Source organism: Amycolatopsis sp. NPDC004368 (assembly GCF_053602515.1).
Genome location: NZ_JBSGDT010000001.1, coordinates 383,693 through 401,109 on the forward strand (window position 1 = coordinate 383,693; position 17,417 = coordinate 401,109).

The 17,417-nt window shown below is 69.9% G+C and carries 15 protein-coding genes; 11 read left to right on the forward strand and 4 right to left on the reverse strand.

The features are described 5' to 3' along the window. Positions 1-16 precede the first annotated feature (16 nt). Both ACWEOE_RS01775 and ACWEOE_RS01780 read right to left on the reverse strand, forming a co-directional pair. Positions 17-1,105 (reverse strand): inositol-3-phosphate synthase, encoded by a 1,089-nt coding sequence (locus tag ACWEOE_RS01775; protein WP_452002462.1) that lies wholly within the window; start codon positions 1,103-1,105, stop codon positions 17-19. Positions 1,106-1,188: 83 nt separating this feature from the next. Further along, entirely contained in the window at positions 1,189-1,734 is a 546-nt protein-coding gene (locus tag ACWEOE_RS01780; protein WP_366587689.1) for a PadR family transcriptional regulator, read from the reverse strand. Between the two features lie 265 nt (positions 1,735-1,999). On the opposite strand from ACWEOE_RS01780, the gene ACWEOE_RS01785 reads away from it, so the two are divergent. The 3 genes from ACWEOE_RS01785 (at position 2,000) to ACWEOE_RS01795 (ending at position 8,443) form a co-directional block, all read left to right on the forward strand. Then, on the forward strand, positions 2,000-2,401 hold the full coding sequence (locus ACWEOE_RS01785; RefSeq protein ID WP_285971410.1) for a DUF5318 domain-containing protein: 402 nt from the start codon (positions 2,000-2,002) through the stop codon (positions 2,399-2,401). 496 nt (positions 2,402-2,897) lie between these two features. Continuing rightward, entirely contained in the window at positions 2,898-5,534 is a 2,637-nt protein-coding gene (locus ACWEOE_RS01790; RefSeq protein WP_452002466.1) for a transglycosylase domain-containing protein, read from the forward strand. 554 nt (positions 5,535-6,088) lie between these two features. Then, a complete protein-coding gene (locus ACWEOE_RS01795; RefSeq protein ID WP_452003332.1) occupies positions 6,089-8,443 on the forward strand; it encodes a transglycosylase domain-containing protein in 2,355 nt (784 codons plus the stop codon). Between the two features lie 131 nt (positions 8,444-8,574). Here the strand turns inward: ACWEOE_RS01795 and ACWEOE_RS01800 are convergent, their stop codons facing one another. Continuing rightward, positions 8,575-9,639, reverse strand: coding sequence for a Gfo/Idh/MocA family oxidoreductase (locus ACWEOE_RS01800; protein ID WP_452002469.1), 1,065 nt, complete (start codon positions 9,637-9,639; stop codon positions 8,575-8,577). Between the two features lie 57 nt (positions 9,640-9,696). Here ACWEOE_RS01800 and ACWEOE_RS01805 point away from each other — a divergent pair, with 57 nt between their 5' ends. Both ACWEOE_RS01805 and ACWEOE_RS01810 read left to right on the forward strand, forming a co-directional pair. Further along, entirely contained in the window at positions 9,697-10,764 is a 1,068-nt protein-coding gene (locus ACWEOE_RS01805) for an ROK family transcriptional regulator (RefSeq protein ID WP_452002474.1), read from the forward strand. Between the two features lie 36 nt (positions 10,765-10,800). Next, entirely contained in the window at positions 10,801-12,393 is a 1,593-nt protein-coding gene (locus ACWEOE_RS01810) for a glycosyltransferase family 87 protein (protein ID WP_452002477.1), read from the forward strand. On the opposite strand, the gene ACWEOE_RS01815 is transcribed toward ACWEOE_RS01810, so the two are convergent. Continuing rightward, the gene (locus tag ACWEOE_RS01815; RefSeq protein ID WP_452002480.1) at positions 12,390-13,163 is read right to left on the reverse strand and encodes a deoxyribonuclease IV; all 774 of its coding nucleotides are present in this window, start codon (positions 13,161-13,163) and stop codon (positions 12,390-12,392) included. The two genes, ACWEOE_RS01810 and ACWEOE_RS01815, sit on opposite strands and share 4 nt — an antisense overlap. A 112-nt stretch (positions 13,164-13,275) precedes the next feature. Between ACWEOE_RS01815 and ACWEOE_RS01820 the strand changes: the two genes are divergently transcribed. From ACWEOE_RS01820 to rpsR, 6 genes are all read left to right on the forward strand, one after another. Then, a complete protein-coding gene (locus ACWEOE_RS01820) occupies positions 13,276-14,121 on the forward strand; it encodes a hypothetical protein (protein ID WP_452002482.1) in 846 nt (281 codons plus the stop codon). A gap of 128 nt (positions 14,122-14,249) precedes the next feature. Continuing rightward, the gene (locus tag ACWEOE_RS01825; protein WP_452002485.1) at positions 14,250-15,179 is read left to right on the forward strand and encodes a hypothetical protein; all 930 of its coding nucleotides are present in this window, start codon (positions 14,250-14,252) and stop codon (positions 15,177-15,179) included. 84 nt (positions 15,180-15,263) lie between these two features. Beyond that, the gene (locus ACWEOE_RS01830) at positions 15,264-16,166 is read left to right on the forward strand and encodes a hypothetical protein (RefSeq protein ID WP_452002488.1); all 903 of its coding nucleotides are present in this window, start codon (positions 15,264-15,266) and stop codon (positions 16,164-16,166) included. Between the two features lie 105 nt (positions 16,167-16,271). Beyond that, a complete protein-coding gene (gene rpsF / locus ACWEOE_RS01835; protein ID WP_452002491.1) occupies positions 16,272-16,598 on the forward strand; it encodes a 30S ribosomal protein S6 in 327 nt (108 codons plus the stop codon). A 17-nt stretch (positions 16,599-16,615) separates the two neighbouring features. Then, entirely contained in the window at positions 16,616-17,122 is a 507-nt protein-coding gene (locus tag ACWEOE_RS01840; RefSeq protein ID WP_452002494.1) for a single-stranded DNA-binding protein, read from the forward strand. A 43-nt stretch (positions 17,123-17,165) separates the two neighbouring features. Then, complete coding sequence (rpsR, locus tag ACWEOE_RS01845) at positions 17,166-17,414, forward strand: 30S ribosomal protein S18 (RefSeq protein WP_003098744.1); 249 nt, start codon at positions 17,166-17,168, stop codon at positions 17,412-17,414. Positions 17,415-17,417: the final 3 nt, after the last annotated feature.

The following is a 17,417-nucleotide window of genomic DNA, read 5'->3' on the forward strand; positions in this document are numbered from 1 at the left end:
CCGGCGGGAAAGAGCGTCAGCGCTCCAGCTCGCCGCGGATGAACTTGTCGACCGCGTCGCGCGCGGTGGAGTCGTCGTACTGCTCCGGCGGCGACTTCATGAAGTAGGACGACGCCGACAGGATCGGGCCGCCGATGCCGCGGTCCTTCGCGATCTTCGCGGCACGCACGGCGTCGATGATGATGCCGGCGGAGTTGGGGGAGTCCCACACCTCGAGCTTGTACTCGAGGTTCAGCGGCACGTCGCCGAACGCGCGGCCCTCCAGGCGCACGTAGGCCCACTTGCGGTCGTCGAGCCACTGCACGTAGTCCGACGGTCCGATGTGGACGTTGCCCTTGCCGAGCTCGCGGTCGACCTGCGAGGTCACCGACTGGGTCTTCGAGATCTTCTTCGACTCGAGCCGCTCGAGCTCCTTCATGTTCAGGAAGTCCATGTTCCCGCCCACGTTGAGCTGCATCGTGCGGTCGAGCTGCACACCGCGGTCTTCGAAGAGCTTCGCCAGCACGCGGTGCGTGATCGTGGCACCGACCTGCGACTTGATGTCGTCACCGACGATCGGCACCCCCGCGTCCTCGAACTTCTTGGCCCACACCGGGTCCGAAGCGATGAACACGGGCAGCGCGTTCACGAACGCGACGTTCGCGTCGATCGCGGCCTGCGCGTAGAACTTGTCGGCCTCTTCCGAGCCCACGGGCAGGTAGGAGACGAGCACGTCGACCTTCGCGTCGCGCAGCGCGCCGACGATGTCGACGGGCGCCTCGTCCGACTCCGAGATGGTCTCGCGGTAGAACCGCCCGAGCCCGTCGTAGGTGTGCCCGCGCTGCACCGGCACGCCCAGCGGCGGCACGTCGGCGATCTTGATCGTGTTGTTCTCGCTCGCGAAGATCGCCTCGGACAGGTCGTGGCCGACCTTCTTGGCGTCGACGTCGAACGCGGCGACGAAGTCGATGTCGCTGACGTGGTACTCGCCGAACCGGACGTGCATCAAACCGGGCACGCGCGTGCCGGGATCCGCGTCGCGGTAGTACTGCACACCCTGGACCAGCGAGGAGGCGCAGTTGCCGACGCCCACGATGGCCACCCGAACGCGGCGGTTCTCGCCCATGCCGGTTTCTCCTTCAATCCGTTACTTCATCTGCAGGTCTGGCCGTGACGTTTTCCGGACGCCGCGGCCCGAGCGGCGCGCCCTCACTCCTGCGGGTCACGCTGCTCGGCTTGTTCGTGCGCGATCAGCTCGTTGAGCCAGCGCACCTCCCGCTCGCTCGACTCGAGCCCCAGCCGGTGCAGCTCGCGGGTGTAGCGGTCGATCCTCTCCTCGGCCCTGGCCAGCGCCTCGCGCAAACCCTCGCGACGCTCTTCCACGCGACGCCGCCGGCCCTCCAGGATCCGCATCCTGACGTCGGCCGGTGTCCGCGAGAAAAATGCCAGGTGGACGCCGAACCCCTCGTCGTCCCAGGTCTGCGGACCCGCGTCACCGAGCAGTTCGGCGAACCGCTCCTTGCCCTCGGCGGTGAGCTTGTAGACGCGGCGGCCGCGCCGGGACCAGGCCCGGTCGTCCGCCTCGTCGAGCTCCTCGACGAGAAAACCCGCCCGCAGCAACCGACGCAGGGTCGGGTACAGCGAGCCGTACGAGAACGCCCGGAACATCCCGAGCGTCTCGTGCAAACGCTTGCGCAGCACGTACCCGTGCATGGGTGCCTCGTGCAGCAACCCGAGGATCGCGAGTTCGAGCACACCGCACCCCCTCACGGGAACAAACCGCAGCGGCCGCCGTTGCCTCAGTGACATTGCCTCAGTGACTGGGGCCGCCTCCGCCAACCTACTCGGCAACTATATCGCGCCGATACATCGAAGTGGCGGAAGTAACCCCCGGAAGCGGTCAGACCAGGGCGAACGTCACCAGAGAGTTATCGAATTTCCGGCGTGTCCGGATGGTCGCCCTGGGTGCCCGCCCGCAGGGGGCACTGCGCACACAGGAAGAGCCCGTACTCTGTTCCTCGTGCTTACCCAGCGGCAGGTCGTGGACTACGCCTTGCAGCGCCGTGCGCTGCTGGCCGGCGTCCGCTCCGGACGCGTCGGCGACCATGAGGTCTGCGACGCGAGCCCCTACCTGCTCCGGGCGGCGAAGTTCCACGGCAGGCCCGACGACCGAGCCTGTCCGATGTGCCGCCGGACGCCGTTGACCCTCGTGTCGTGGGTGTACGGCGACGAGCTGAAGCACGTCTCGGGATCGGCGCGGACACCCGACGAACTGGCCCGCATGGCGGGGCTGTTCGGCGAGTTCACCGTCTACGACGTAGAGGTGTGCCGGACGTGCCACTGGAATCACCTGGTCCTGTCCTACGTCCTCGGCACGGGCGAGCCCCAGCCCACCCGGCCGCGGAGGACAGCCGGCCAGTGACGAGTACCACGACCGCTGCAGAGCACAGGGTGGCGCGCGCCGGTTCTTCCCGAACGCCGGTGCAGGCAGTGCCGCTCTCGGAGGCCCATTCGTGAACGACGACCGCAACCGCTCCTGGCCCGGCCAGGAGCCAGATGCACCTCGCCGTGCCCAGTGGCCGGAGGAAGAACCGGGTCCCGCGTGGCCGGGTGAGGACGCGCCCCGCCGTCCGCAGCGGCAGACACCGCCCGCCGCCCGGCGCGCCCCTCGCAACGGGGGGCCGCGGCCTCCTCGCGCGGCGGCCGGTGGCGGCGCGCCCGAGTGGCCCAGTGGTGACGAGCCGCGTGGTGCAGACCGCCGTGGTCCAGACCCGCGTGGTTCGAACCCCCGCTCCTCGGATCCCCGCGCTTCCGAACCACGCTCTTCCGAACCACGCTCTTCCGAACCACAGTGGCCGGCTGACGAACCCCCTCGCCGTCCGCAACGGCCTCCGCAGCGCCCCCAGCAGTCCCAGCGCGTGTCCAACGCCAACGGCCAGGGCGGCATGCCCGCGCGCCGCCAGGCTCCGCCGCCGCCCCCGGGACGACAGGGCCCGCCGGGGCCGAACGGTCTCGCCGCGAGCCCGCCGCAGGGCTTCCGCCAGCCGGGTCCCGGTGGTCCGGGCCGCACCGGCTCGGGCCCGGCCCGCCGCCCGCCGCAGGGCCGCACCGCGCCGCCTCCGCCGGCTTCCGCGTACCCCGAACGCGAGCCGGAGCTGATGACGCACCAGGTGCACAACGGCACGGAGTTCGGGTACGACCCGTACGACGACCGTTACGACGACCAGTACGACAGCGCCGAACACCCCCAGTACTCGGACGAGGACGACTTCGAGGACGAGGGCCCCGAGCTCGACGAGAACGGCAAGCCGATCAAGCCGCCGCTCACGCCGAAGCAGCGCAAGAAGCGGCGCTGGAAGATCATCCGGCGCATCGCGTATGCGTGCGTGGGGCTGTTCATCGTGGTGCCGGCCGTCGCTTTCGTGATCACGTACTTCCTGGTGAAGGTTCCTTCCCCGCAGGACGTGAAAGCGTTGCAGAGCCAGCCCATCACGTTCTTCTACGCCAACAACCAGGTGATGGGCCGCAGCGTGCCGCCGGGCGGCGACCGCGAGCTGCTGCAGCCGAACCAGATCCCCGACGTGGTCAAGCACGCCGTGTACTCGGCCGAGGACAAGACGTTCGAGACCAACTCGGGCTTCGACATCAAGGGCATCCTCGGCGCGGTCTACAACCAGGTCACCGGTGGTACCGGTGGTGGTTCGACCATCTCGCAGCAGTACATCAAGAAGGCCACCGAGAACGAAGCGCCCACCCTGACCCGCAAGTGGACCGAGCTCGCGAAGTCGTTCAAGCTCAACAACGAAGAGTCCAAATCGGACATCATCACGGGCTACCTGAACATCGTGTACTTCGGCCGCGGCGCCAACGGCATCGCGGCGGCCGCGAAGGCCTACTACGGCAAGGACGTCAGCCAGCTCTCCCCGTCGGAGTCGGCGCTGCTCGCCGGTCTGATCCAGCTGCCGAGCAAGTCCGAAGACCCGGCGTACACCCAACGGCGCTGGTCCTACGTGCTGGACCAGATGGTGGCCAACGGCTGGCTCTCGCCGGCCGACCGCGCCGCCGCGAAGTTCCCGACGCTCGTGCCCAAGGGCGCACAGGCGAAGGAGAACGCGGGCACGCTGGACTACTTCATCCAGCAGCGCATCATGGACGAGCTCGAAGCGAAGGGCTACGACCAGGACAAGCTGTACTCGTCCGGCGCGAAGATCTACACCACGATCGACCCGGCCGCGCAGCAGGCCGCGGTGCAGTCCGTGCAGGACAACATGAAGGGCCAAACCGACCCCGACATCCTGGGAGCTCTGGTCGCCGTCGATCCGAGGACGGGCGGGGTCGTCGCCTACTACGGCGGCCCGAACACCGTGAAGGACGAAAACGGCAAGGACAAGCTGGCCAACGACTGGGCCAACACGCCGCAGAACCCGGGCTCGTCGATGAAGCCGTACGACCTCACCGCGTTCCTCAAGATGGGCAAGGGCCTCGGCGAGACCTTCGACGGCACCAACAACCGCGAGCTCGGCGGTCGCATCGTCCGCAACGCGGGTGAAAGTGCCAGCTGTGGCCCGCAGTGCACGGTCAAGAAGGCCATGGAGGTCTCGGCCAACACCGTGTTCTACGACATGGTGCTGAACGTGACCAAGCCCGCGCCGGTCGCCGAAGCCGCGAAGGAGGCCGGTGTGCAGCCGGCGCCGAAGGGCAAGGCCAGGCTCGGCACCAACGACGCCAACATCGCGCTCGGCGGTGGTGAGACGTCGTTGACCCCGGAGGACCAGGCCGCGGGTTACGCGACCTTCGCCTCGGGTGGCATCTACCGCCCGCAGCACTTCGTCTCGAAGCTCACCAACTCCCAGGACGAGGTGGAGTTCGACGAGGCGACGCAGCAGGGCAAGCCGGCGTTCGACCCCGACGAGCAGAAGAGCCAGCAGATCGCGGGCAACGTGACCGACGCGCTCGAGCCGGTCATCAAGGAGTCCCACCTGAAGTGCCCGACCGGCCACGACTGCGCCGGCAAGACCGGTACGCAGCAGTTCGACCCGGGCAAGCAGAAGAACCTGCCGAAGGGTTACGCGGACCGCAACGCCCAGACGTGGATGGTGGGCTACACGCCGTCGATCTCCGCGGCGGTGTGGATCGGCGGCGACGGCAACAAGCCGTTGCACGACAAGAACAACAAGCCGATCTTCGGTGCCACCATCGCCGGCCCGGCGTGGCAGGACTTCATGGACACCTACCTCAAGGGCAAGCCGTCGGAGAAGTTCCCGAAGGTCGACCCGATCGGCAAGGACGCCGACACGGTCGTCACGACCCCGAGCCGGGCCAGCAGCACGACCACCACCCCCTCGTCGACGACGACCACGCCGTCCTCGACGACCACCACGCCGAGTACGGAATCGAGCGAAACCACCACGTCGGAGTCCACGACGACCAGCCGACCGGGCGGGATCTTCGGCGGCGGCCCCGGCAACGGCGGTGGTCCCATCCGCAACGGCGGGGGCGGCGGAGACGGTGGCGGGGTCGAGGTGACCCCACCACCGAAACAGCCCGGCGGGTGACACGCGCCGAAGGGCTCCTCTCCGACTCGGGTGGGGAGCCCTTCTTCGTGTTCCAGCCACCCGAGGTGACCCAGGCGACATCGCTCAGCCACCGCCCTGGGCGTACTTTTGTCCGGTTCCACCCCCGCCGGGGCCGTTACGCAGAGATACGCCGCGCCGGTCGAGTGAACCGACCCCACTCGCGGTGCGTCCCCTTCCAGTGAGGGGATCTGCGCCCGCAGCTTGCCCGCGTCCGAGAAGAGGATCCGCACGTGAACGACGACCGCTCCTGGCCCGAACAGGACCCCGATCCGCGGCGTCAACCACCTCCTGCCGACCGGCAGGCGCCGCCGCCGTGGGCTCGCAACCAGCCGCAGGGCGGCGCGCCCCGCACGCCGCCACCGGGCAACCCCGCGCAGCGCGGCCCTCGCACACCCCCGCCGGGCAACCCGGCGCAGCCCGGACCCCGCGTGCCCCCGAACCGGCCCGGCACGCCGCCGCCCGGCTTCCGGCAGGCTCCTCCCGGCGCACGCCGGCCGGGTCCGCCGCCCGGACCGCGGCGTGAGCCGGAGCTGATGACGCACCACGTGCACAACGGCACCGCCGACGACCGCTACGACGCGAGCTACGACGCCGGCGGCCCGCTCGACCCCGACGACGTCTACCCGGACGAGCCGGAGCTCGACAAGAAGGGCCGGCCGGTCCTCACGGCCGCCCAGAAGAAGAAGCGACGCTGGAAGATCATTCGACGCTGCGCTTACGCGTTCGTCGGCGTGTTCATCGTGATCCCCGCGATCGCGTTCGTGATCACGTACTTCAGCGTCGACGTGCCTTCACCGCAGAGCGTGGCGTCGAGCCAGAACCAGGCCGTGACGTACCTCTACGCCGACGGTTCCCCGATGGGCAAGGACGTGCCGGCGGGCGGCAACCGGCAGATGCTCACCTCGGACCAGATCCCCGACATCATGAAGCACGCCGCCATCGCGACCGAGGACTCGACGTTCGAGACCAACTCGGGCTTCGACGTCACGGGCATCCTGCGCGCGGTCTACAACCAGGTCACCGGCGGCACCGGTGGTGGCTCGACGATTTCCCAGCAGTACATCAAAAAGGCCACCGACAACGACGCGCCCACGCTCACCCGCAAGTGGACCGAGCTGGCGAAGTCGTTCAAGATGAACCAGACGTACTCGAAGCAGGACATCATCACCGCGTACCTGAACATCATCTACCTGGGACGCGGTGCGTACGGCGTCGGCGCGGCGTCGCAGGCCTACTTCCACAAGGACGTCAAGGACCTCAGCTTCTCCGAGGCCGCCTTGCTCGCCGGGCTCATCCAGCAACCGGGCCGCTCGGAGAATCCGAAGGTGGCACACGACCGATGGAACACCGCGCTCGACCGCATGGTGGAGAACCACTACATCACCGCGGCCGACCGCAAGGCTGCGCAGTTCCCGACGCCGGTCCCGCTGTCGGAGGACAAGGACGATTCGAGCGCGCCGTACAAGTTCATCTCCGACCAGGTGAAGGACGAACTCGAGGCCCACGGCATCACGGACGACCAGTACCACTCCGGCGGCTACACCATCCAGACGACCATCGACAAGAAGGCCCAGGACCTCGCCCAGAAGGCGGGCGCCGATGCGCTGGCGAACCAGTCGGACAAGCGGCTGCTCGACGCGCTCGTGGCCGTCGACCCGAAAACCGGCGGTGTGCTCGCGTACTACGGCGGGCCCGCGACGATCGACGTCAACGGCCAGACGCAGAAGGCCCGCGACTGGGCCGACACGCCGCAGAACCCCGGTTCGTCGATGAAGCCGTACGACCTCACGGCGTTCCTCAAGATGGGCAAGGGGATCAACTCGACCTTCGACGGTCGCAACAACCGGGAGTTCGACGGCCGCATCGTCCGCAACGCCGGTGACAGCGACAGCTGCTCCGAGCAGTGCACCGTCGCCGAGGCCATGAAGATCTCGGCCAACACGGTGTTCTACGACATGGTCCTCAACGTCACCAAGCAAGGCCCGGTCGAGCAGGCCGCCGAGGAAGCGGGCGTGAAGACCAAGAACAACGGCGGCGGCAACTCCCAGATCGACATCTCCAACAACAACATCTCCCTCGGCGGTGGCGACACCAAGATCACGCCGGCCGACCAGGCCTCGGCGTACGCCACCTTCGCGGACGACGGCCAGCAGCGCGACCGCCACTTCGTGCTGAAGGTGACCAACTCGCAGAACGAGGTCGCCTACGAAGCTCAGGCGCAGCCAGCCAAGTCGGCGTTCGCCGAAGGTGACGCGGACCTGAGCAAGCAGATCGCCGGCAACGTGACCGAGGCGCTGAAGCCCGTGATCGGCTTCTCGAAGCTGAAGTGCCCGAGCGGCCACGAATGCGCCGGCAAGACGGGGACGCAGCAGCACACCAAGCGCGCCGGTGAGCCGGCTTCGGCGGCGAACGCCAACGCGCAGACGTGGATGGTCGGCTACACGCCTTCGGTTTCCGTGGCGGTGTGGGTCGGCGGCGACGGCGACCTCGACCTGCACGGCAAGGGCAGCACGCCGATCTTCGGGTCCACCATCGCCGGCCCGTTGTGGCAGAAGTTCATGACCACCTACCTCGCGGGCAAGCCCGCCGAGCGCTTCTCGCAGGTGGACCTGATCGGTGACGCCGCGCCGCCGTCCGACACCGGAAACCCGCAGGGCGACATCACGCCGACCAACGGGCCCGACGACCAGAATCCCGGCAACGGCGACGGCAACAACGGGAACGGCCCCGGTGACGGCAACGGCCGTGGCCACGGCGGGCGCCACTCCGTGTCGCCCGGCGACCCGAGCGACACGGGGACACCGCCCGACGGTCCGGGCGGGCCGGCGGACAGCCCCGGCTCGGACGAGCCGTCGACACCGCTGGATCCAGGAGATCCCAACGAGTGACCTGGGAGTCGCAAGGGGAAAAGGCTCCCCCCATCCGGAAATCCGGGCGGGGGGAGCCTTTTTTCGCGCCCGCAAGGAAAAGCCGGGGAGGCCGCGAGCTCGGCACTGGGGGTTGCCGAGGTCGCGGCGAGCTACTCGAGCGTGATCACGCGGCCTTCGGCGCCGGCGCGGTGGGCGGCCTCGATCACGCGCAGCGCGGCCACGGAGCCCGCCGGGTCGACCGGGAACGCCGCTTCGCCGCGGAGGGCGTCGCGCACCTGCGCGTAGAAGTCTTCGTAGCGGCCGACCTCGGTGGGCACGGTTTCGGTGTGGTCCGTGCCGTCGTCGACGCCGAGGGTGCCCGCGTCGGCTTCGGGCTCGACACCCCAGCCTTCGTCGCCGGGGCGCAGGCCGTCCTTGATCTGGGGTTCCTGCACGTCGAGGCCGTACTTGGTGAAGGCGGCGCGGTCGCCGAGCACGCGGAAGCGCGGGTTGCGCGTGGCGGCCAGGGCCGAGGACCACAGGTGCGAGCGGACCCCGTTGGCGTGGTGCAGCGCGACGAACACGTCGTCGTCCACCTGCACGCCGGCGCGGCGGCGGTCGACCTCCGCGTAGACCTGCGTGACGGGGCCGAACAGCTGCAGCGCCTGGTCGACGATGTGCGCGCCGAGGTCGTAGAGCAGGCCGCCGGCCTCGGCGGGGTCGCCGAGCTCACGCCAGTTGTCCTTGATCGTCGGCACCCAGCGGTCGTAGCGGGACTCGAAGCGGAAGACGTCGCCGAGCCGGCCGGACTCGATCACCTTGCGCACGGTCAGGAAGTCGGAGTCCCAGCGGCGGTTCTGGAACACGGTGAGGCCGACGCCCTTGGCCTTCGCCGCGGCCACGACCTGCTCGGCTTCGGCCGCGGTCGGCGCGAACGGCTTGTCGACGACCACGGGCAGGCCGAGCTCGATGGCGCGCAGCGCGAGCGGCACGTGGGTGCGGTTCGGAGTGCTCACGACCACGAGGTCGAGGTCACCCGCCTGAGCGAACAACGCGTCGGCGTCCGGCACGATGTCCGTACCGGGGTACTCGGCGCGCGCTTGGCCGGCGCGTTCCGGGTTCGCGGTCACGATCGCGGCGGGCACCAGGCCCGGCGTCGCCGCCACGAGCGGCGCGTGGAAAACGCGGCCGCCGATGCCGTACCCGAGGATGCCGACCCGCAAGTCATCAGCCATACCACCCATTAAACAACACTGTTGCGTAACTAGCCAGTTCTTCGAGAGGATCTCCGGATGCCGGACACCGGGGTCAACCTGCGCGGGTTGCGCCGCTTCAACAGAGCGCTGCTGCTCGGTCACATCCTGCGCACGGGCGGGCTCAGCCGAGTCGAGCTGGCCGAGCGCAGCGGGCTGACGCAGCAGGCCGTGTCGAAGATCGTCGCCGAGCTGCTCGAGACGCAGCTGCTCGACGTCGAGCGGCAGGCCTCGGCCGGCGTCGGCAAGCCGCGCACGCTGCTGCGGATCCGGCCCTCGGCCAAGTGCGCCCTCGGCGCCCAGCTCGACCGCGACGGCTTTCTCGTGCTGCGCACCGGCCTGTCCGGGGAGGTCGAGGCCACCGTGGAGGGCCCGCTGCCCGTCGGCTTCACGCCGGAGCAGGCCGTGACCGCCGTGGTCGACGCGACGCGCGAGCTGCTGATCGACGTCGACCCGGCGCGGGTGCTGGGCCTGGGCGTGGGCGCGGTGGGACCGCTCGACCGCCGCGAAGGCCGCGTGCGCGACGCCACGAACATGCCGGGCTGGCACGACGTGCCCCTTCGCGACCTCATCGCCGAACGCACCGGCCTGCCCGTCACGCTCGACAAGAACACCAACTCCGCCGCGGTCGCGCACACGTGGCCCGACACGCCGGAGACCGCGACGGCCGTGGTGCTCGTGGGCACCGGCATCGGCGTCGGGCTGCTGGTCGACGGCAACGTGTACCGCGGGCCGCGCACCAACGCCGGTGAGTTCGGCCACACGACGATCGCCTACGACGGCCCGCGCTGCGCGTGCGGCCGACGCGGCTGCGTCGAGATCATGCACCGCACCGCGGCCACGCCCGCCGAGGCCGCACGGCTGCTGGGGATCGGGCTCGCGGACCTCGTGCAGGTCCTGGACCTGGAACGCATCGTGCTGTTCGGCCGGATGGTGTGCGCGGCGCCGGAGGTCTACCGCGACACGGTGTCGGCGCAGCTGCGCGAACTCCTGCCGGTGCCGACCTGGCAGCGCATCGACGTCGAACTGAGCGGCCTCGGCGAGGAAGCCGTGGCTCTCGGTGGGGCATTCGAGGTGCTTGCCGGGTTCTACTCCGACCCTAAATGACAGGCGCCTGACCTGCGGCCAGATAGCATCCGCGACGTGCCCGACCAAGCCACCGCCGAAGAGCCGGAAGCGGCTCCCCGCACGCTGACGCCAGCGGAGCGGATCGTGCCGAGCTGGAACGACCCGCTGGTCGCCGCGGCGACCAGACCGATCGGCGGTCCGCTGGGCGAGCACGCCGCCATGGGCCGGCACTGGTTCTGGTCACCGCAGCGCGTGGGACTGGGTCTCGCGATCCTCGCGCTGGTGCTGTGCTGGTTCGGCAAGGCGTCCTGCATCCAGCAGTACCAGGACTCCAGCGGCGCCACGCAGCTCGACTGGCGCGCGGGCCGCCCGTTCGTCGCGATGTGCTACTCCGACATCGTGCCGCTCTACAGCTCCGAGCGGCTCAACGACCCGAAGACCTTCCCGTACGTCACGTCCTGGAAAGAAGACACGCAAACGGCGGAGAACCAGACCCGGTACATGGAGTACCCGGCCTTGACCGGCCTGTTCCAGTGGGTCAACGCGAAGCTCGCGGCGGGGTGGCTCTCGATCGCGAACTCCGGCTGGTTGCCGGGCGCGCTGCCGGTGGCGATCTACTTCGACATCTCGGCGTTCTGGCTCGCCCTCGCGTGGCTGGTCACGGTGTGGGCGACCGGGCGCACGCTGAAACGCCGGCCGTGGGACGCGGTGCTGGTGGCGATCTCGCCGCTGGTGCTGGTGCAGGCGTTCACGAACTTCGACGCCATCGCCACGGCGTTCACCGCCGCCGGGATCCTCGCGTGGTCGCGAAAACGGCCGGCGCTGGCGGGCGTGCTGCTCGGGCTCGGCGCAGCGGCGAAGCTGTACCCGTTGCTGTTGCTCGGGGTGCTGTTCGTGCTGTGCCTGCGCGCGGGGAAGCTGCGGGCGTGGGGCAGCACGGCGGGCCTGGCCGTGCTCACGTGGCTCGTGGTGAACGTGCCGTTCATCCTCATCGCGACGCGCGGCTGGTGGGAGTTCTTCCGGCTCAACACCCTGCGGCCGATGGACCCGGATTCGATCTACAACGCCATTTCGTACGCCACGGGCTGGACCGGCTTCGACGGTGTGCTCCAAAAAGGACAGACTCCGGCGATTCTCAACACCGTGATCGCCGTGCTGTTCCTGCTCTGCTGCGCCGGCATCGCGTACGTCGCGCTCACCGCACCGCGGCGGCCGCGCTTCGGCCAGCTCGCGTTCCTCGTGGTGGCCGCGTTCCTGCTGACCAACAAGGTGTGGAGCCCGCAGTACTCGCTGTGGCTCGTGCCGCTGGCCGTGCTCGCGATCCCGCGCTGGCGGCTGCTGCTGGGCTGGATGGTGATCGACGCGCTCGTGTGGGCGCCGCGGATGTTCTACTACCTCGGCATCGACCACAAGGGGCTGCCAGAGGGCTGGTTCCTCGGCACGGTCGCGGTGCGCGACCTCGCCGTGGTGGGCCTGTGCGTGCTGGTGATCCGCGAGATCTACCGGCCGCGCACGGACCTCGTCCGGCTCGCCGGCGACGACGACCCGGCGGGCGGTGTGCTGGAGCGGACGCGTGACCGCCTGAAGTTCGCGGGTTTCGGGAGGCTGGGGAGGCTCGGGAGGCACCGCCCCGCTGTGCCGGCGGCGCCTCCTGTGCCCGAGTCCTAAGCCGTCTGCTTGCGCACGTAGGCGATGTCGGCGGCCTGACCCTCGCTCGGCGTCTCGACGACCACGGGCGCGCCGGCCGCGCGGACGACCTCGACCAGCAGCTCGGGGTCGATCGTGCCGTCGCCGCCCACCACGTTGGCGTGGCGGTCGCGGTTCGAGCCGAACTCGTCGCGCGAGTTGTTGAGGTGCACCAGGTCGATGCGGCCGGTGATGGCCTTGACCTTCTCGACGGCTTCGGCCAGGTCCCAACCCGCGGCGTAGGCGTGGCAGGTGTCGAGGCAGAAGCCGGCGCCGAACTCGCCGACCTCGTCCCACAGCCGGGCGATCACGTCGAGCTCGCGGGTGATGGCGTTGTCGCCGCCGGCGGTGTTCTCGATGAGCACCGGCACGGCGAAGCCGCCCTTTTCGGCCTCGCGCTCGAAGAGCTTGCGCCAGTTGGCCAGTCCCTCGGCCACGTCGTCACCGGCGCCGACGTGGCCGCCGTGCACGATGAGCCCCTTCGCGCCGATCGCGGCGGCGCCGTCGGCGTGCTGCGTCACGTTCTTGCGCGACGGGATGCGGATGCGGTTGTTCAGCGACGCGACGTTGATCAGGTACGGCGCGTGGATGAACACCTCGACCGGTGACTCCTTGATCGCTTCCCCGAACGGGTGCGGTTTCGGAGCCTTCCACCCCTGCGGGTCGGACAGGAAGAACTGGACGACGTCGGCTTCTCGCTCGGCAACCGCGGCCAGCGGATCGTCGTCGCGGACATGGGCGCCAATCTGCATGCAAGCACGCTACCCCCGGGTGAATCCGCACCTGACGCCCCAGTTGGTGACGCTCGTGGAGTACCGTGAGCGCGTTCCGTGATCCAATTTCGGGCCGACGGAGGGTTTTTGCATGGGGAAGCACGCCGCCCGGATCACCACGCTGGGGATCGCCGCCGCGCTGCCGGTTCTCTCGGCCGCGCTCGCGCTCCCCGCAACGGCTTCCGCGGACCCGAGCCCCACGCTCGACGGCGACTGCGCGGCCACGCTGCAGAACGGCAAGTCCGGCAACGGCTTGTCGCTCGACGCGGGCGCGCCGCTCAACGCACCGAACCGGCTCACCGTCGGCCTCGACTCGAAGGCGAAGCAGTCCGACGGGCAGAGCCCGCTGCTCAACCTTCCGGTCGGTGACGTGGTGCGCGGGCTCGGCGTCGGCGAGGTGCCGGTGGTGGGCGACGCGGCGACCAACGCCGTGTGCCCGCTCACGCAGGACACCGCCAACGCCGCTGGTCACGCGACGCAGAGCTTGATCGGCGGGGTGACGAACGCGCCGCCCGACCAGACTCCGCCGGGCGGGGGCAACCCGCCGCCCGACAACCCGCCGCAGACGCCTCCCGGTACTCCGCCGGGTGGACCGGGCGGACCCGGCTCACCGGGCTCGCCGGGCAGCAGCCTCGACCCGGTGGTCATCGGCACCGGCAGCGACCTGCTGGGCGCCGACTCGATCGCGGGCATCTTCACCAACGCGGCCATGCTGCCGTCCGGGCTCGTTCAGGCGCCGCCGGTGATCACTCAGGTCATCCCCGGTCAGCTGCCGGCCGACCAGGTGCCGACCGTCGACGCGAAGAAGTCGGGCACGGCCGAAGCGCTGCCCGCCGTCACGCCGCCGGCGAAGCTGCCGATGCTCATCGCGGTGCTCGCGCTGGCCATCGTCGCGGCGGCGCTCGTGCGCGCTTGGCTGCGGCGCAAGACGGCCTGATCGACACGGGCGGTGCCCCGCCCTTCCACCCGAATGCCTGACATCGGTGGCCGCGCGGGCGTCACCCGTTCCCGTTACCGTCGTTGTCCAGGGCAGACAGGTTCGGACCGGACGCGGCGGAGGGCTCGATGGCCAGGCAGCACCGCACACGCAGGGCCACCGCGGTGGGCGCCGCCGCCTTCGTGCTGGCCGGCTCGGCCGCGCTCGCCGCGCCTTCTCCGGCGTCCGCATCCGAAACCATCGTGGCCAAGTGCGGCGACACGATCACCGCTCACCCGGGAGACAAGGTCCAGGTCAAGACGCTGCTGGGGCTTCCGGTCGACCTCGGTGTGGTCGGGCAGGTGTCCGGTGTCCTGACGGGGACGCTGGACAAGGTCCTCGGCACCCTGTGCAAGGTCACGGTGAACGTCGTCGACACGGTAGTCGCGCCGGTGCCCGTGGTGGGCGCCCCGGCCGCGGGGGCGTTGAACAACACCGTCGCGGGAACCACGAACACCCTGCAGCAGGGCGTCGACTCCACACAGCGCGCGCTCACGGGCGGCTCCCCGGCGCAGCAGAACCCCGGCAGCCCGCAGCAGCCGCCGGCGACCGGACCGGGCGCGCCGCAGGGCGGCACTCCCGCCGGTCAGACCCCGATCCCGCCGGTGAACAGCCCGCTCCTGCCGCTCTCGGGCGGCGGTGGCGGTGGTCTCGGCTCGCTGTTCCCGGGCTTCGCGAACTTCTCGAACCTACCGTTCAGCACGGGTTACGCGCCGATGCGCGACTACAGCGACATCCCGATGGCGATGGCCGGGCTGTTCTCGCCGTCGCCGGCCCTGCGCTACGGCAGCCAGATCCCCGGGTACGCGCCGCAGTACGGCCTCTCGAACCCGGGCGGGCCGGCGGCCGTGAACGCGAGCGTGCAGAACGCGGGCGAGGCGCAGGCGTTACCGCTTACCGGGGACGACCACACGAACGGGTTGGACTGGCCCGTGCTGGTGGCAGTTCTTGCACTCTCCGGAGTCAGCGCGGGCCTGGTTCGGACCTGGGTGCTCCGCCGAATGGCCGCTGCGAGTTAGACCGACTCACCAGTATCTTTTCGGAGTCCCGCTCGTTTATCTGTCGCGATGGTCGACGCCCACGGACTCCGGAGGACAACGCTCGTGCCGAAGAACCCCACCTGGCTGAGAACCCGGCGTGCACTGAGCGTCACCGCGCTGGCCGCCTTGGTGACCGGCGGCGCGTTCCTCGCTTCGGGCACGGCTTCAGCCGCGACAACCTTGGCGGGCCAGTGCACGGGCTCGGTCAGCGGCAGCATGGGCGACACGGTCGCCTTGCCCGGCTCCTCGGTCAGCGGACTCGCGAAGCAGGCAGCCGCATCGAAGCAGCAGACTTTGCTGTGGATCATCCCGCTCAACGGCGTGGACCCCAACGGCGTTGCGAACGCGCTGGCCTCGAAAACCCTCACAGTCGGTCAGGTGCCCAGCTCGTCGGGCGGCACCATCGACGGCGAGGCCATCGCCAGCGCGGTCGCGCGGGCGCTTCAGGGCACCCGCGCGCTCGGCTCGACCTCGAACACCCAACAGCAGGTGCTCGACGCGATCACCACGTCCGTCGCGTCGAACTGCGGGCTGACCACGCTGGCCACGAACTACACGCCACCGACGTCGACCACGACGCCGCCGTCGGACTCGCCGGCCACCTCCACGCCGCCCAGCACCACGAACCCCGACGGCAGCCCGCTCGCCAACCTCGTCCCGGGATCCACCGGCGCCGCCCCGCAGCGCGACTACAACGGCATCCCCACCGCGACGCCGGGCACCGCCGTCGCCCCGGGCATCCGCTACCCGGCCAACGGCACGCTGCCCGGCTCGGCCACGCCCCTGACCGGCGGCCAGGACACGCAGAGCCATGGCCCCGACGTGCGCAACGCCGGCAACGCCGAGTCGCTCGCGACCTCCGGCGGCGCGTCCGACGTGCAGCTGCCGATGCTGCTCGCGGTCATCGTGCTGGCGGGTGTGACGGCCGGGCTCGTGCGCACGTGGGTGCTGCGCCGGGCCGCCTGACCGGGGCTGTCGGCAGGACTGTCGGTGCCCCCAGGTACCCTTACCTGGACAAACCCTCCTGCCACGGACAGTCCGTGGCCGCGAGCCCATAGGAGGTGAGTGGTTGTGTCACGCCATTACGAGGTAATGGTCATCCTGGACCCCACGCTCGACGAGCGCACGGTCGCCCCCACGCTGGACAACTTCCTCAACGTGATCCGCACTTCGGGCGGAAGCGTCGAGAAGGTCGACGTCTGGGGCCGCCGTCGCCTGGCGTACGAGATCAAGAAGCACGCCGAGGGCATCTACGCGCTGCTCGACCTGAACTCCGACGCCGACGCGGTCAAGGAACTCGACCGTCAGCTGTCGCTGCAGGAGACCGTGCTGCGCACCAAGGTCATGCGCCGCGAGGTCAAGCGCGCCGCGGCCAAGCCCGTCGCCGCCAAGGCCTGAGCCGAAGGGACGTCCCCGTGGCTGGAGACACCGTCATCACGGTGGTCGGAAACCTGACCTCCGACCCGGAACTGCGCTTCACCCCGTCCGGCGCGGCGGTCGCGAACTTCACGGTCGCGTCCACCCCGCGCACCCTCGACCGCCAGTCGGGCGAGTGGAAGGACGGCGAGGCGCTGTTCCTGCGCTGCAACATCTGGCGCCAGGCGGCGGAGAACGTCGCCGAGTCGCTCACCCGCGGCGCCCGTGTGGTCGTGCAGGGCCGGCTCAAGCAGCGGTCCTTCGAGACCAAGGAAGGCGAGAAGCGCACCGTCGTCGAACTCGAAGTCGACGAGATCGGGCCCTCGCTGCGCTACGCCACGGCGAAGGTCAACAAGGTCAGCCGCGGTGGCGGCGGTGACTTCGGCGGCGGCGGCGGCAACCGCGGAGGCGGCGGTGGCGGCGGCATGCCGGCCGACGACCCGTGGGGCTCGGCCCCGCCCGCGGGCGGTGGCGGCGGCGGTTTCGCCGACGAACCCCCGTTCTGATCTCGCACTTTTACACCTCAAGATTTGAATCCAGGAGAAGACAGTGGCCAAGCCACCCATCCGTAAGCCCAAGAAGAAGGTCTGCGTTTTCTGCAAGGCCGAGAAGAAGGGCCGTCCGGAACTGATCGACTACAAGGACACCAACCTGCTGCGGAAGTACATCTCCGACCGCGGCAAGATCCGTGCCCGTCGCGTCACCGGCAACTGCAGCCAGCACCAGCGCGACATCGCCATCGCGGTGAAGAACTCGCGTGAGATGGCGCTGCTTCCCTACACCTCGACTGCCCGCTGAGGA